Origin of the sequence: Burkholderia metallica (assembly GCF_902832845.1) — a bacterium.
In the GTDB taxonomy this organism is placed as follows: Bacteria; Pseudomonadota; Gammaproteobacteria; order Burkholderiales; family Burkholderiaceae; genus Burkholderia; species Burkholderia metallica.
The window spans coordinates 494,999-508,753 of sequence record NZ_CADFDB010000003.1; the positions used below are offsets into that span (position 1 = coordinate 494,999).

Sequence of the window (13,755 nt, forward strand, 5' to 3'; positions counted from 1 at the left end):
GGCATTGTAGCGCCAATCATCGGCCGCCAGCCCGGCGATTCGGGTGCAACAGCCGCGACAAAAATGGTCCGAATGGTGCGGAAGCGCCGCCGTTCGCCTCGTACAATGCCGTTCCCTTCCACCTTTCGGGTCACCCGCCGTGCCAGCCGCCCTCTCCGAGTTTTCGCTGATCGAACGCTTCTTCACGCGCCGCGCCGCGCAGGGCGCCCGTGCGTCGACGCTCGGCATCGGTGACGATTGCGCGTTGATCGCGCCCCGATCCGGGAAATTGCTGGCGATTTCGACGGACATGCTGGTGGAAGGCCGCCACTTCTTCCCCGACGTCGCGCCCGACGCGCTCGGCCACAAGACGCTCGCGGTCAACCTGTCCGACCTTGCGGCGATGGGCGCCGAGCCGCGCGCGTTCACGCTCGCGTGCGCGTTGCCGCGCGCCGACGCGGCGTGGCTGGAAGCGTTCAGCAACGGACTGTTCGCGCTCGCGGAACGCTACGGCTGCGAGCTGATCGGCGGCGACACGACGAGCGGGCCGCTGAACCTGTGCGTGACCGTGTTCGGCGAAGTCGCGCCCGATGCTGCGCTGCGCCGCGACGCCGCGCGCGACGGCGACGACGTGTGGGTGTCGGGCACGCTCGGCGATGCCCGCGCGGGGCTCGGCGTCGCGCGCGGCGAATGGGCGGCCGGCGCGAACGAAGCGGCTGCGTTCCGACGCGCGCTCGAGCGCCCCGAGCCGCGCATCGCGCTCGGCCTCGGGCTCGCGGGCGTCGCGCACGCGGCGCTCGACATCTCGGACGGCCTCGCCGGCGACCTGCAGCACATCCTCGTCCGCTCGAACGTGCGTGCCGAGATCGATGCCGACGCGGTGCCGCGCTCGGCCGCGCTCGCGACGCTGCCGCCCGACGTGCAGCGCCGCTGCACGCTGGCCGGCGGCGACGACTACGAACTCTGCTTCACCGCGCCGGCCGCGGCCCGCGCGGCGGTCGACGCGGCGGGCAGGACGGCCGGCGTGGCGGTCACGCGAATCGGTACAATACGCGCGTTGTCCGCGCCGTCGGAGCAGCCCGCGATCGCGTGGCGCGACGCCGCCGGCGCGCCCCTCGCCCTCACGTTGCACGGCTTCGACCACTTCCATGCAGACTGACCCGACGCCCGCGCAAGCCGCAGCCGAACCCGGCGCCGCCGCATCCGGCAGCCACGCGCCGCAGCGCGCGACCGCGCGCTTCATGCTGTCGCACCCGGCGCACCTCGTGTCGCTCGGCTTCGGCAGCGGGCTCGCGCCGATCATGCCCGGCACGTTCGGCTCGCTGTTCGGCTGGCTCACGTTCGTCGTGCTCAACCGCTACCTGACGGTGCCCGAATGGTGGGCGCTGATCGCGGTCGGCGTCGCGGCGGGCACGTGGGTCACCGGTTTCACCGCGACGAAGATGGGCACGGCCGATCCGGGCGCCGTCGTGTGGGACGAGATCGTCGCGATCTGGCTCGTGATGCTGTTCGTCACGCCCGCGACCTTCATCGGCCAGCTGTGGGCGTTCGTCGTGTTCCGCTTCTTCGACATGCTCAAGCCGCCGCCGATCCGCTACTTCGACCGTCGCCTGAAAGGCGGCGTCGGCATCATGGTCGACGACCTCGTCGCCGCGTTCATGACGCTGCTCGTGATCGCCCTGTGGCGCTCCGTCGCCGGCTGACCGATTTCCCGACTCCCGTTTCCCGACGCGCATGCCAACCGATTCCGTCGTCCATCAGCTTGCGATCCGCGCAGGCAACAAGCTGCGTGACGAGCACCTCGCGCTCGCCACCGCCGAATCCTGCACCGGCGGCATGATCGCCGCCGCGATCACCGACATCTCCGGCAGCAGCCAGTGGTTCGAGCGCGGCTTCGTCACGTATTCGAACCAGGCCAAGATCGAGATGATCGGAGTGCCGCCCGAGCTGATCGACAAGCACGGCGCCGTCAGCGAGCCCGTCGCGCGCGCGATGGCCGAAGGCGCGCTGCGCAACAGCCGCGCGCAGGTCGCGCTGTCCGTGACCGGCATCGCGGGCCCCGCCGGCGGCAGCGAGAAGAAGCCGGTCGGCACCGTGTCGTTCGGCTGGAGCAACCGGCTGCATACCGACGTCGAGACGTTGGTGTTCAAGGGCGACCGCGAGCAGATCCGCACGCAGGCGGCCGCGCATGCGCTGCGCGGGCTGCTGAAGCTGCTCGACGAGCGCGAGGGCTGACCGGGCCGGGGCGTCTACCCCGCCCCGCGTGCCCGCTTACTGGATCGCGTCGGGCTTCACGACGATCCAGTTCTTGTCCGCCGTGACCGGCAGGCCGAGCGCCTTCTGCTGCGCGGCCGATTCGTCCGACCATGCGCGGATCTGCGCCATCTGCTTGTCCTTCTTGTTCACCCACACACGCACGCCGCCGCGTGCGACGTCGGTCGCGTTCAGCAGCATGTAGCCGTCGGAAGTGGGCGTGTCGCCCGCGACGAGCACCGGCTTCTTCCACTGGTCGATCCAGCCGACGATCGAACCGAGCTTGCCTTCGTACCACGTCATCGGGTTCATCAGGAACGGCGTGATCACCAGGCTGCGGTTCGCGGCCTCGTCGTACTTGCCGGCCTTGATCTGCAGCCGCGACGTGGTCAGCGCGCCGGTCGCCGGGTTGCGCAGCAGCGTCGTCACGCCGATCACGTTCTGCGGCTTCACGTTGTAGCCGTACTTCGGGTCGGACAGTACGAGCCGCGCGAGCTCCTCGTGCGCGGCCGTCATCACGTAGACGTCGATGCCGTTCTCGCGCAGCGCGTTGTACAGCTCCTGCATCCCGCGGAAGAAGCGCGGCGGGTTCACCGTGCCGTCGACCACCTTGTCGCCCTGCCAGTAGCGGATCGGGATCGGCTTGCCGTCGGCGAGCATCGCGTCGACGTGGCGCTTCAGGTCGGCCAGCGACTGTCCGGCGAACGCCTGCGCGATCCACGGGTAGCAGACCAGGTCGTCGATCTCGCACAGCCGGTAGTAATAGCTCGTCAACGACTCCCGGTAGTCGGCCGAGTCCTTGAACGGGATCAGCTTCAGCGACGGGTCGAGCGTGTCGCGCGTCAGCACGCCGTGGTTCTCGAGGTACGGCAGCAGCGATTCCTCGAGGTCGTAGCGGTAGGTCGTGTTGTCGGCATCGAACACCGCGTAGTCGCCGCGGTGCGCGTGCGCGGCGATCATCGCGTTCAGCGCCTTCGCGCTGTCGGCCGGCCAGTGCGACAGATCCGCCGCATGGGCGAATGTCATGCACAGCGATGCGGCGAACGCGCTCAGCAGACGGCGGGACAGCTTGGGCATGGCATCACTCCCTTTCTTGACGTTATCGTTACGGATCGATGACAAGCGGCAGCATCGCGCGATTGGCGTGCGGGGATGCGGTGCGGAAGCGACGGGAAGTTGTCAGCGTGCGCCAGTGACGCGCCGGGCGGACGGAAGGCGCGGGAAGAGGAAGGGAAGCGGAAGGAAAGCGGCCGTGCCCGCGCGGGCGAGCCGGCCGGAGCCGGCGGCCCGGGCGCGTTGCCCGGGCCGCCGTTGCAACCGATCAGCGATGCGCGTTGATCGTGTCGCGCGTCTTCTGCGCGGCGAGCGCCGCGGCTTCGGCGAAATCCTCGCCCTTGCTCGCGTACAGGATCGCGCGCGACGAGTTGATCATCATGCCGGTGCCGTCGGCCGTGCGGCCCGCGTTGACGGTCGCCTGCACGTCGCCGCCCTGCGCGCCGATGCCGGGGATCAGCAGCGGCATGTCGCCGACGATCCCGCGCACGATCTCGATTTCCTTCGGGAACGTCGCGCCGACCACGAGGCCGAGCTGGCCGTTCTTCGCGTTCCACCGGTTCGCCGCGAGATCGGCGACGACCTGGTACAGCGGCCGGCCGTTCGTGTCGAGGAATTGCAGATCCGAGCCGCCCGGGTTCGACGTGCGGCACAGCACGATCACGCCCTTGCCTTCGTGCTCGAAGTACGGCTCGACCGAGTCGTAGCCCATGTACGGGTTCACCGTGACGGCGTCCGCGCGATAGCGCTCGAACGCTTCGCGCGCGTACTGCTCGGCCGTGCTGCCGATGTCGCCGCGCTTCGCGTCGAGGATCACGGGCAGGCCCGGATGCTGGAGGTGGATGTGCGCGATCAGCCGCTCGAGCTGGTCTTCCGCGCGGTGCGCGGCGAAGTACGCGATCTGCGGCTTGAACGCGCTCGCATACTGCGCGGTCGCATCGACGATCTGCCGGCAGAATTCGAAGATCGCGTCGGGCTGGCCGTCGAACTGCACGGGAAAGCGCGACGGCTCGGGATCGAGGCCGACGCACAGCAGCGAATTCGTGCGCTGCCACGCGGCGCGCAGCGATTCGATGAAAGTAAGCGGGGAAGACATGGCGGGTACTCGCGGCAAACCGTTGGTAGACCGCGTATTTTACCCGCGTCGACGGCGCCCTTCGCGCGAAGCGGCATTGCCGCGCGCATCGGCGCGCTCGATGGTGAACGCGAACCGCCGCGTGAGCCGCTCGCCGGGCCCGAGCAGCGTCATCCCGTGCGCGGCCGCGCCGCCCGGCAGGTTCACCGCATTGATCGGATGATCGACCGGCTCGAAGCAGAAGAAATCCTCGCCGGGCGGCGTATAGAGCACGTACACGTCGGCGTCGGCCGCGACCGTCAGCGACAGCCCGCGGCGCGGCCAGCTCACCGTCGCCCGGCCGCCCCAGCCGGTGAACGCATGATTGACGAGCGCGGCCGGCAGCGGATACGCGACGCCGAACTGCCAGGCCGGCGGCACGCTCACGTGCCGCACCGGCAGGAAATCGGCGCCCGACAGCCACAGCCCGCCGGCCGCCGCCGCCAGCTCGGTCACCGTATCGCGCACGACGAACGGATGGACGCCGAGCCCGAACGGCAGCCGCGTCCGCCCCGCGTTCTCGATCGTCAGCGCGATCGACAGCGTCGCGTCGTCGAGTTCGAACGTCTGGATCGCGCGAAACGCATACGGCGCGCCGGCGCTCCGATCGAGCGACAGTTGCAGCGACGTGCCGGTCGCATCGTCCACCTGCCACGGCGCGAGCCAGCCGTCGCCGTGGATCGGCAGCGGCTCGTCGCGGCGATTGCGCGGCACCGCGACGCTGCGCCCGTCGCACTCGAAGCGCCCGTCGCCGATCCGGTTCGAGTAAGGCAGCAGCGGGTAGCACGCGAGCTCGTTCGGGTCGGTCGCCGTCTCCGGGTGCTCGCAGCGGCGGAACACCGGCATCAGCGCGCCGTTGTCGCCGCGCCAGTCGAAGCGCGCGATGCCGCCGCCGAGATGCGGCAGCACGTCGAGCCGCAGCGACGCGTTCGACAGCGTGAGCGCCGCCGCATGCGCGGCGCCGACGCCCTGCGCGAACGCGGCCGTCTGCGGGCCGGGGCTGACCGGCTGCGCGGCGGCGGCCAGGCGCGCTCGGCGCGACTGGCTGGTGGACGACGATGCGCGCGAGGACGTGGCGGTCATGGTGAACTCCTTTCCTTCGTCGAAGAAACGATGCGGGTCGTGCGAACGGTCAGGCCCAGCCGCCGTCGACGATCACGTCCTGCGCGGTGATCATCCGGCTGTCGTCGGCCGCGAGGAACAGCGCCATCCGCGCGAGATCGGCGGGCAGCAGCTCGGCGTCGAGGCACTGGCCGGCCTTGATCGCCGCGCGGCCCGCGTCGTCGAGCCACAGCCGGCGCTGCTTGTCGGTCATCACCCAGCCGGGAACCAGCGAATTCACGCGGATGCCGAACGGGCCGAGGTCGCGCGCGAGGCCGCGCGTCAACCCCTGCACGGCCGCCTTCGCCATCACGTAGACCGGATAGCCGCCGTTCTTCAGCATCCAGCTGATCGAGCCGAGGTTGACGATCGCGCCGCCGCCCTGCCGCTTCATGTCGTCGATCACCGCCTGCGCGGCGAAGAACTGGTGGCGCAGGTTCACCGCGATGCCCGCGTCGAACGATGCGGGCGTCACGTCGCCGATTGCGTGGCGCGCATCGTTCGCCGCGTTGTTCACGAGCACCGCGATCGCGCCGATCCGCGCGCGGATCGCGTCGATCGCATGACGCAGCGCGTCGATGTCGGTCAGGTCGCACTGGATGAACAGCGGCGCGTGACGAACGTCCGGTGTGGCTGCGAGGCTTTCGGCGAGCGCGGTGCCGGCCGCCGCGTCGAGATCGACGAACGCGACGCGCGCGCCCTGCTGCGCGAAGTGCTCGACGAACGCCGCGCCGATGCCGGTCGCGCCGCCCGTGATCAGCACCGCGCGGTCCTCGAGGCTCGGATAGCGTGCGTAGCGCGCAGTGCTCGCGGCATGCGGCGCGTGCGCGGAAGTGTCGATGGTCATGCGGTTCGTCTCCGTAAGAGCGGATCGGGTCAGTCGCGGACGCCGCGATTCTTCAGCTGGTCGAGCAGCACGGCCGCGAGCAGGATCGCGCCGCGCACGAGGTACTGGTAGAACGCGTCGATGTTCAGCAGGTTCATCACGTTCTCGACGGTGCCCATGATCAGCACGCCGATCACCACACCGGAGATCGTCGCGCGGCCGCCCATCAGCGACACGCCGCCGAGCACGCACGCGGAGATCACGTTCAGCTCGAAGCCCTGCGCGGCGTTCGGCTGGCCCGACGTGATGCGCGATGCGAGGATCACGCCGGCCAGCGCGGTTACCGCGCCCTGGATCAGGAAGATGTACACGCGCGTGCGTTCGACGTTGATCCCCGCGAGCCGCGACGCCTCCGGGTTGCCGCCGATCGCGAGCGTGTTGCGGCCGTATACCGTCTGGTTCAGCAGCACGCCGAACCCGATGAAGCACAGCAGCGTGACCCAGATCGGCAGCGACACGCCGAACATCGACAGCCCGCCGAGCGCGATGAACGTATCCGACGACACGCCGACCGCCTGCCCCTTCGACACGATGAAGCCGAGCCCGCGCACGATCTCCATCGTCGCGAGCGTCGTGATCAGCGCGTTGATGCGCAGGTACGCGATCACCGCGCCGTTCACGAAGCCGATCGCGGCGCCCGCCGCGACCGCCGCGACGATCGCGACGAACGTGTTGTCGGTCGCGTTCAGCACCATCGCGCACAGCACGCCGGAGAATGCGACGGTCGAGCCGATCGACAGGTCGAAGTCGCGCGACGCGAGACAGAACATCATCGTGCACGCGACCATGCCGATCTGAGAGATCGACAGCGCGAGCCCGAGCATGTTGTCGATCGAGAAGAAGTGATCGACCGTCAGCGACATCGTGATGAACATCACCGCGAAGATCGCGATCAGGCTGTATTCGGTCAGATGCTGCCACCACTTCTGGCGCTCGCTCTGCTGCGGCACCAGCGCGTCGGCCGTCTGCTTCACGGCTGCGCGGCCCAGGTTTTCGTTGACTTGCATGATGTGTCTCCTGCTCCTGCATCGCGCGGCGCTCGCCGCGCGTGTTCGATTCGAATGTCGTATTAAGCGTCAGGCCGCCTCGACCGCGCTCGTCTGCGGCAGCGCGAGGCTCAGCACCGCGTGTTCGTTCGCCTGCTCGCGCGGCAGCTCGCCGGCGATCCGGCCTTCGCGCATCACGACGATGCGGTCGGACACGCCGAGCACTTCCGGCAGCTCCGACGACACCATCACGATCGCGCAGCCGCGCTCCGCGAGCCGGTAGATCACGTCGTAGATCTCGTGCTTCGCGCCGACGTCGATCCCGCGCGTCGGTTCGTCGAGGATCACGACCTTCAGGTCGGGCTCCGCGAGCCAGCGCGACAGGATCGCCTTCTGCTGGTTGCCGCCCGACAGGAAACGGATCTTCTGGCGCCGGTTCGGCGTCTTGATCTTCAGCCGCTGGATGAAACGGTCGGCCGTTTCGCTTTCGACCCTGCGGTTGATGAAGAGCCCCGCGCGCAGCGAATGGCGGCGGCAGCTGATGTTGATGTTCTCCGCGACCGACGCGATCGCGATGATCCCTTCTTCCTTGCGGTCCTCGGGGCACAGCACGATGCCGTGGCGAATCGCGTCGCCGGTGCGCTTCACGTCGATGCGCTTGCCGTCGAGCGTCAGCACGCCCGCGCGTCGATGATCCGCGCCGTACACGAGCCGCATCAGTTCGCTGCGGCCCGCGCCGACGAGCCCGAAGAACCCGACGATCTCGCCCGCGCGCACCGAGAAGCTCGCGGGTTCGCGCAGTGCCGGGCCGTCGATGCCTTCGGCGGCGAAGCGCACGTCGCCGAGCGCGCGCGGCGCGTAATGGTAGATGTCCGAAATCTCGCGCCCGACCATCTCGGCGACGAGCCGCTCGCGCGGCACGTCGGCCAGCGCTTCGTGCGACGCGATCTTGCGCCCGTCGCGAAAGATCGTGCACGCATCGCAGAGCCGGTAGATCTCGTCCATCCGGTGCGAGATGTAGATCAGCGCACGGCCCTGCGCGCGCAGGTCGTCGACGAGCTTGAACAGCACCTCGGTCTCGCGGTGCGACAGCGAGCTGGTCGGCTCGTCGAGCGCGATCACGCGTGCATTGCGCATCAGCGCCTTGCAGATCTCGACCATCTGCCGCTGCGCGATCGACAGCCGTCCGAGCCGCGCGTCAGGATCGAGGTCGACGCCCATCGCGGCGAGCCGCTCGCGCACGAAGCGTTTCGCCTCGCGCTTTTTCACCCAGCCGAACGCATTCGGCAGGCGGCCGAGCAGCAGGTTTTCCGCGACCGTCAGGTCGGGCACGTACTGCAGCTCCTGGTGAATCACCGCGATGCCGGCCGCGATCGACGCGGCCGCATTCGCGAACTGCACGGGCTGGCCGTCGACCAGCACGCCGCCCGCATCGGGCTGGTATTCGCCGCCGAGAATCTTCAGCAGCGTCGACTTGCCCGCGCCGTTCTCGCCCATCAGGCCATGCACCTCGCCCGCATGCACGTCGAACGAGATGCCGTCGAGCGCGCGCACGCCGGGAAATACCTTGCCGATATTGTCAAAACGCAGTGCCGCTGACACGTCGTCTCCCCACTTCCTGATCGATCGACCGCCGGCCGCCGCATCGCCGCGGCAGCCGGCGGGCCGCTTACTTCGATGCGAGCCCCATCTCGTCGCGCACCTTCGACACGTTCTCGCGCGTCGCGAGCATGCCGGTCGTCAGCGTCAGCGGCGGCGGTGCCTTGCCCTGCGTGATCCACGTGTACATCAGGTCCGAGGTTTCCTCGCCGTGGCGCTTCGGGCTGATGATCACGGTGCCGTAGAAGCCCGTCGGCTGCGGCTTCTTGAACTCGTTCAACGCCGAGTCGGAGCCGCCGATGCCGATCCCGATCATGTTGTCCGCCTTGAAGCCGCGCCCTTCGGCCGCGCGCACCGCGCCGAGCACGGCCTCGTCGTTCAGGCCGTACGCGACCCAGTGCTTGAACTGCGGGTTCTTCGTGAGCGCGATGTTCGCCGCATTGAACGCGTTTTCGGTGTCGGTCTTCGCCTGCGGCGCCGCGATCACGTTCGCCTTCGGGAAGCCGGCGGCCACCAGCGCGTCGGTCGCGCCGCTCGTGCGGTCATGCGCGGTCGGCAACTGCTCGAACGTGATGTCGATCGCGCCGACGTCCTTCATGTCCCAGCCGCGCTTCTTGATCTCGGCCGCGATGCCGTCGCCGACCTGCTTGCCGATGTTGTACGCGGAGATCCCCATGTGCGGCACCGACTCGATCGGCTTGCCCGCGCCGTCGACGAGGCGGTCGTCGACCGTCATCATCTTCAGGTTGTGCGACTTCGCCTTCGCAACGATGCCCGGCCCGAGCTTCACGTCGGGCGTGCAGATGATGAAGCCCTGCGCCTTCTGCGCGGACAGGTTGTCGATCGCGCTCATCACCTTCTCGCCGGACGGCGCGCCGATCTTCACGAGCGTGAAACCCTTCTGCTTCGCCGCGATTTCGGCGAACTTCCACTCGTCCTGGAACCACGGCTCTTCCGGTTGCTTCACCAGGAAGCCGATCTTGACCGGGTCGGCCGCGTGCGCAACCGGGCTACCCAGCACCACCGCGGCCGCAGCGGCCAGCGTGACGAACGTTCTGCGTTTCATCTCCAGTGTCTCCTTGTTTTCATCGAACAGGATGCAGCCGCTTGTTGGTTTCGACGCAGCGTGCGCGCGGCCGTCGCACGTGCGGTCTTTCGAATCGTTGCGTCAGTCGTGATACAGCGCCGCCCGCCCGCCATCGACGGTGATGCATGCGGCATTGATGAACGGCGCCTCGTCGGACGCGAGGAACACGGCCGTCATCGCGACCTCCTCGGGCCGGCCGATCCGCTTCATCGGCTGCAGCGCGAGCGTGTCGGCGCGCGCGGCGGCCGGATCGGGCTGCGCGTCCCACCAGTCGCGCGTGAGCTGCGTCTCGATGTAGCCCGGCGCGATCGCGTTCACGCGCACGTTGCGCGCCGCGTATTCGATGCCGAGCGCACGCGTGAGGCCCAGCACGCCGTGCTTCGCGACCGGGTACGGAAAGCAGCCCGGGATGATCCTGAATGCGTGCGTCGACGCGATGTTCACGATGCTGCCGCGACCGCGCTCGACCATGCCCTCCAGCGCCGCGCGGCAGCCGTGCCACACGCCGTCGAGATCGACCGCGAAGCAGCGGCGCCAGTCGTCGTCGGTCATCGTCAGCGGATCGGCGAACACGTTGATGCCCGCGTTGTTCACGAGCACGTCGAGCGGCCCGAATGCCGCCTCGGTCCGCGCCAGCGCATCGCGCACCGCGTCCTGCCGCGCGACGTCCGCCTGCAGCGGCAGCACGCGCGCGCCGGCGAGGTCGTGCGCAATCGCGGCGGCCGTGCGCTGCGCCTGCGGGAAGTCGAGATCGACGAGCGCGACGGCCGCGCCCTCGCGAACGAACGCGCGCGCGATCGCGGCGCCGATGCCGCGGCCCGCGCCCGTCACCATCGCGACCTTGTCCGCAAGACGGCCCATCATGCGGCTCCGCCGCGCGCCGCCCGCAGGCCGGCCTGGTACGCGCGCGCATTCGCCGCGGTCGCGTCGGCCGACTGGCCGGGGCGATACAGCGCCGAGCCGAGCCCGAAGCCGTTCGCGCCGGCGTCGAGGAACGGCTGCATGTTCTCGGGCGTGATCCCGCCGACCGGAATCAGCGGCACCGCGCGGTCGATCACCGCGCGCCATGCCTTCACGACCTGCACGCCGAGCTGCTCGGCCGGGAACAGCTTCAGCACGTCGGCGCCGTTCGCGAGCGCGGCGAACGCTTCGGTCGGCGTCGCGACGCCCGGTGCGCTCGCGAGGCCGCGCTCGCGTGCGCGGCGGATCACGGCCGCGTCGCTGTGCGGCATCACGATCAGCGCGCCGCCCGCATCCTGCACGCGATCGACATGTTCGGCGCGCAGCACGGTGCCCGCGCCGACGATCATGTCGTCGGGCAGCGCGCGCCGCAGCGCGGCGATGCTGTCGAACGGATCGGGCGAGTTGAGCGGCACCTCGACGATCCGGAAGCCGGCTTCGTACAGCGCATGGCCGTGGTCGGCCGCTTCGGCAGGCTGGACCCCGCGCATGATCGCGATCAGCGGGCACGCGTCGAACGCGCGCATCAGTGCGGCGTGAGGCGTGTACGGTGCGGGCAAGGTCAGGTCGGACGGCATCGAAGGTTCCTCTGCAAGCAGTTCATGGGTTGGCGCAGACGGGCTCGCCGTCCGCGCGCACGAGCCCGGCGCGCGACGCGATCCGCCACAGGCCGTGCTCGGTCGCATGCGCGACGACGCGCGCGTGCGGGTGGCCGAATTCCCGGAGCGCATCGGTGTAGCGCGCGCACAGGCCGTCGTCGCCGATCAGCAGCAGCGGCTGGTCCGCGAGCGCGATGCCGCGCTCCGCGAGCATCGCATCGAGCGCGTTGAGCTCGTGCCCGATCAGCAGGCCGGACAGGTAGTCGCCCTGCGCATCGGGTGCGAGCCGGTCGGTCAGGCCGAGCGTGCGCGTGCTGAAGATCGTCGCGAGCAGCCCTGTGTGCCGCGCGCCGCGCGCGACCGCGACGCCGCGCACGAACGCCGCGCGATCGGGCGACGCGCCGGCGCGCATCGTGCGGCCGAGGATCGTGTGGTCGCGCAGCACCGCGAACAGCTCGCCCGTCATGAAGGTCTGGAAGCGCTCGATCAGCCCGTCCCTCACCCACGCCCATTTCGCATGGGTACCCGGCAAGCCGATCAGGACCCCTGAACGATCGGCGCCAAGCAGGGGATCATGCGCGAGTGCGCCGACTATCTGCGTTTCTTCACCGCGCATCACGTCGGGCAATTCGCCGGTGGCGATCACGCCCGGCACGATCGACAGCGTCGCGCCGCGCGACGTCGTCACGGTGATGAGACCCGCGACGAGCGCGTCGGCGCCGGCCGGCACCGCGACGTACGGCGCCTCGCGCCAGCCCTGCGCGCTGCCGACCATTCCGGCGGCGAGCACCGGCAGGCCCGGCGTGCGGTCGAGCCAGTCGCCGCACGCTTCCTCGAACACCGCGTCGAACGCGCGCGCGCCGCTGCCCGGGACGTGCATCACGCCCGCCGCGCGGCTGCGCGTGTCGATGATCGCGCCGTGCGCGTCGTACAGGTACGCGCGCAGCGACGTCGTGCCCCAGTCGAGCGCGATCAGCGACGGGAGGGCGGAGCTGGCATCCGGAGCGGGCCGGGTCGAAGTCGTCATCGTTTGATCCTGCGGGTACCCTGCGGCGGGCTCCAGCCCAGTTCCGCGGAAATGGCTCGCGCTTCGCGCTGCACGAGCGGAATCAGTTCGTCCATCCGGTCGTGCGGCATGTACGGAATCGTGCTCGCGACCGACACGGCCGCGACGATCGCCCCCGACGCGTCGCGGATCGGCGCGGCCACGCAGCGGATCGACGCCTCGTTCTCCTCGAGGTCGAACGTGTAGCCGCCGGCCGCGTAATGCGCCATGCGCTGCAGGAACGCGCTCGTGTCGGGCCGGTTGTCCGGCTTGAAGCTGACGCCGGCGAGCGCACGCCGGGCGGCCTCGAATAGCGAGCGCCACGTGTCGGGATCGGTGTCGAGCATCATCGCCTTGCCGATGCCGGTCGACGCGAGCGGCATCCGATGACCGACGCGCGAGCGCATCTCGAGGCCGCGCGTGCCGGGAATCTTGTCGATGTACAGCACGTCGTCGCCGTCGCGCACGCCGAGATGGATCGTGTCGAGCGTCGCTTCCGCGAGCGCTTCGAGGTGCGGGCGCGCGACCGCGGTGAGCGGCATCTGCTCGAGCGCGATCGTGCCGAGTTCGATCAGCTTCGGGCCGAGCAGATAACCGCCCTGCACCTGGCGCAGATAGCGCGCCTGCACGAGACTGCTGACGAGGCGATGCGTCGTGCTGCGCGTCGTGCCGAGCGCGGCGCCGATCGCGCGCATGTCGCGCGCGCCGTTCGCGATCGCCTCGAGGATCGCGAGGCCGCGCAGCAGCGTCTGCGTGCCGGCCTGCTGCGCGGCGAGGTCGAGCGGCGTGCTGGTCGCGCCGATGCTGTCGGTCAGCGACGCATCGTCCCGCGTCGCGCGCCGGGCGTCGAATGCAAGTGTGTCGGGCATCTTGGTCATGGGGCGGGCTTCTTCAACGGAATCGGTGAAGCCGTTCGCGCGCCGCCGGAACGGGGTCCGGCATCGCGACGAGGCGGCGGTCGATGCACCGAGTAAAGCGCCCGGCGAACTTCATGGAAGGTGTCTCCGTATGCGTCGGGCGCCGCGCGATGCGTGGGTCCGAAGCTGTCGATGTGCTTCGGATTGTAGGAGCGCACGCACTCGTCTCCAATATT

14 protein-coding genes are annotated in these 13,755 nt (G+C 69.7%); 3 read left to right on the forward strand and 11 right to left on the reverse strand.

Translation table 11 applies throughout. The features are described from left to right. Positions 1-139: 139 nt before the first annotated feature. Genes thiL through HWX08_RS12400 form a run of 3 tightly spaced genes read left to right on the forward strand, consistent with a single transcriptional unit; the run spans position 140 to position 2,214 of the window. Entirely contained in the window at positions 140-1,138 is a 999-nt protein-coding gene (gene thiL, locus HWX08_RS12390) for a thiamine-phosphate kinase (RefSeq protein WP_174921806.1), read from the forward strand. Then, positions 1,128-1,682 carry a phosphatidylglycerophosphatase A family protein gene (locus HWX08_RS12395; protein WP_069255739.1) on the forward strand — a complete coding sequence of 185 codons (555 nt, stop codon included), beginning with the start codon at positions 1,128-1,130 and terminating at the stop codon, positions 1,680-1,682. The genes thiL and HWX08_RS12395 overlap by 11 nt, the downstream gene beginning before the upstream one ends. Before the next feature lie 31 nt (positions 1,683-1,713). Further along, positions 1,714-2,214: a CinA family protein gene (locus HWX08_RS12400; protein ID WP_069255738.1), complete on the forward strand. Its 501-nt coding sequence runs from the start codon at positions 1,714-1,716 to the stop codon at positions 2,212-2,214. Positions 2,215-2,250: 36 nt separating this feature from the next. On the opposite strand, the gene HWX08_RS12405 is transcribed toward HWX08_RS12400, so the two are convergent. The 11 genes from HWX08_RS12405 to HWX08_RS12455 form a co-directional block, all read right to left on the reverse strand. Next, positions 2,251-3,309, reverse strand: a complete 1,059-nt coding sequence (locus HWX08_RS12405) for a phosphorylcholine phosphatase (RefSeq protein ID WP_107310120.1) — start codon at positions 3,307-3,309, stop codon at positions 2,251-2,253. Between the two features lie 244 nt (positions 3,310-3,553). Beyond that, positions 3,554-4,381 carry an orotidine-5'-phosphate decarboxylase gene (pyrF, locus tag HWX08_RS12410; RefSeq protein WP_069255736.1) on the reverse strand — a complete coding sequence of 276 codons (828 nt, stop codon included), beginning with the start codon at positions 4,379-4,381 and terminating at the stop codon, positions 3,554-3,556. Between the two features lie 39 nt (positions 4,382-4,420). After that, on the reverse strand, positions 4,421-5,482 hold the full coding sequence (locus tag HWX08_RS12415) for an aldose 1-epimerase (protein WP_174921807.1): 1,062 nt from the start codon (positions 5,480-5,482) through the stop codon (positions 4,421-4,423). A 49-nt stretch (positions 5,483-5,531) separates the two neighbouring features. Then, positions 5,532-6,347, reverse strand: coding sequence for an SDR family NAD(P)-dependent oxidoreductase (locus tag HWX08_RS12420; protein WP_107310118.1), 816 nt, complete (start codon positions 6,345-6,347; stop codon positions 5,532-5,534). A gap of 29 nt (positions 6,348-6,376) precedes the next feature. Next, positions 6,377-7,393 (reverse strand): L-arabinose ABC transporter permease AraH, encoded by a 1,017-nt coding sequence (gene araH / locus HWX08_RS12425; RefSeq protein WP_069255733.1) that lies wholly within the window; start codon positions 7,391-7,393, stop codon positions 6,377-6,379. 69 nt (positions 7,394-7,462) lie between these two features. Continuing rightward, on the reverse strand, positions 7,463-8,974 hold the full coding sequence (araG, locus tag HWX08_RS12430; RefSeq protein WP_174921808.1) for an L-arabinose ABC transporter ATP-binding protein AraG: 1,512 nt from the start codon (positions 8,972-8,974) through the stop codon (positions 7,463-7,465). A gap of 67 nt (positions 8,975-9,041) precedes the next feature. Next, complete coding sequence (locus HWX08_RS12435; RefSeq protein WP_069255731.1) at positions 9,042-10,037, reverse strand: arabinose ABC transporter substrate-binding protein; 996 nt, start codon at positions 10,035-10,037, stop codon at positions 9,042-9,044. Positions 10,038-10,139: 102 nt separating this feature from the next. After that, positions 10,140-10,919 carry an SDR family oxidoreductase gene (locus tag HWX08_RS12440; protein WP_069255730.1) on the reverse strand — a complete coding sequence of 260 codons (780 nt, stop codon included), beginning with the start codon at positions 10,917-10,919 and terminating at the stop codon, positions 10,140-10,142. After that, positions 10,919-11,596, reverse strand: a complete 678-nt coding sequence (locus tag HWX08_RS12445; protein ID WP_174921809.1) for a 2-dehydro-3-deoxy-6-phosphogalactonate aldolase — start codon at positions 11,594-11,596, stop codon at positions 10,919-10,921. Before HWX08_RS12445 ends, HWX08_RS12440 begins: the two co-directional genes overlap by 1 nt. A gap of 22 nt (positions 11,597-11,618) precedes the next feature. Beyond that, a complete protein-coding gene (locus HWX08_RS12450) occupies positions 11,619-12,644 on the reverse strand; it encodes a 2-dehydro-3-deoxygalactonokinase (RefSeq protein WP_174921810.1) in 1,026 nt (341 codons plus the stop codon). Further along, on the reverse strand, positions 12,641-13,540 hold the full coding sequence (locus tag HWX08_RS12455) for an IclR family transcriptional regulator (RefSeq protein ID WP_069255727.1): 900 nt from the start codon (positions 13,538-13,540) through the stop codon (positions 12,641-12,643). The genes HWX08_RS12450 and HWX08_RS12455 overlap by 4 nt, the downstream gene beginning before the upstream one ends. Between the last annotated feature and the right edge of the window lie 215 nt (positions 13,541-13,755).

Excerpts from the sequence above, each read along its gene's own strand:
- pyrF (WP_069255736.1), bottom strand. The coding sequence starts at position 4,381 with ATGTCTTCCCCGCTTACTTTCATCGAATCGCTGCGCGCCGCGTGGCAG.
- HWX08_RS12455 (WP_069255727.1), bottom strand. The coding sequence starts at position 13,540 with ATGACCAAGATGCCCGACACACTTGCATTCGACGCCCGGCGCGCGACG.
- HWX08_RS12415 (WP_174921807.1), bottom strand. The coding sequence starts at position 5,482 with ATGACCGCCACGTCCTCGCGCGCATCGTCGTCCACCAGCCAGTCGCGC.
- araH (WP_069255733.1), bottom strand. The coding sequence starts at position 7,393 with ATGCAAGTCAACGAAAACCTGGGCCGCGCAGCCGTGAAGCAGACGGCC.
- HWX08_RS12420 (WP_107310118.1), bottom strand. The coding sequence starts at position 6,347 with ATGACCATCGACACTTCCGCGCACGCGCCGCATGCCGCGAGCACTGCG.
- HWX08_RS12440 (WP_069255730.1), bottom strand. The coding sequence starts at position 10,919 with ATGGGCCGTCTTGCGGACAAGGTCGCGATGGTGACGGGCGCGGGCCGC.
- HWX08_RS12435 (WP_069255731.1), bottom strand. The coding sequence starts at position 10,037 with ATGAAACGCAGAACGTTCGTCACGCTGGCCGCTGCGGCCGCGGTGGTG.
- HWX08_RS12405 (WP_107310120.1), bottom strand. The coding sequence starts at position 3,309 with ATGCCCAAGCTGTCCCGCCGTCTGCTGAGCGCGTTCGCCGCATCGCTG.
- HWX08_RS12445 (WP_174921809.1), bottom strand. The coding sequence starts at position 11,596 with ATGCCGTCCGACCTGACCTTGCCCGCACCGTACACGCCTCACGCCGCA.
- HWX08_RS12395 (WP_069255739.1), top strand. The coding sequence starts at position 1,128 with ATGCAGACTGACCCGACGCCCGCGCAAGCCGCAGCCGAACCCGGCGCC.
- HWX08_RS12400 (WP_069255738.1), top strand. The coding sequence starts at position 1,714 with ATGCCAACCGATTCCGTCGTCCATCAGCTTGCGATCCGCGCAGGCAAC.
- HWX08_RS12450 (WP_174921810.1), bottom strand. The coding sequence starts at position 12,644 with ATGACGACTTCGACCCGGCCCGCTCCGGATGCCAGCTCCGCCCTCCCG.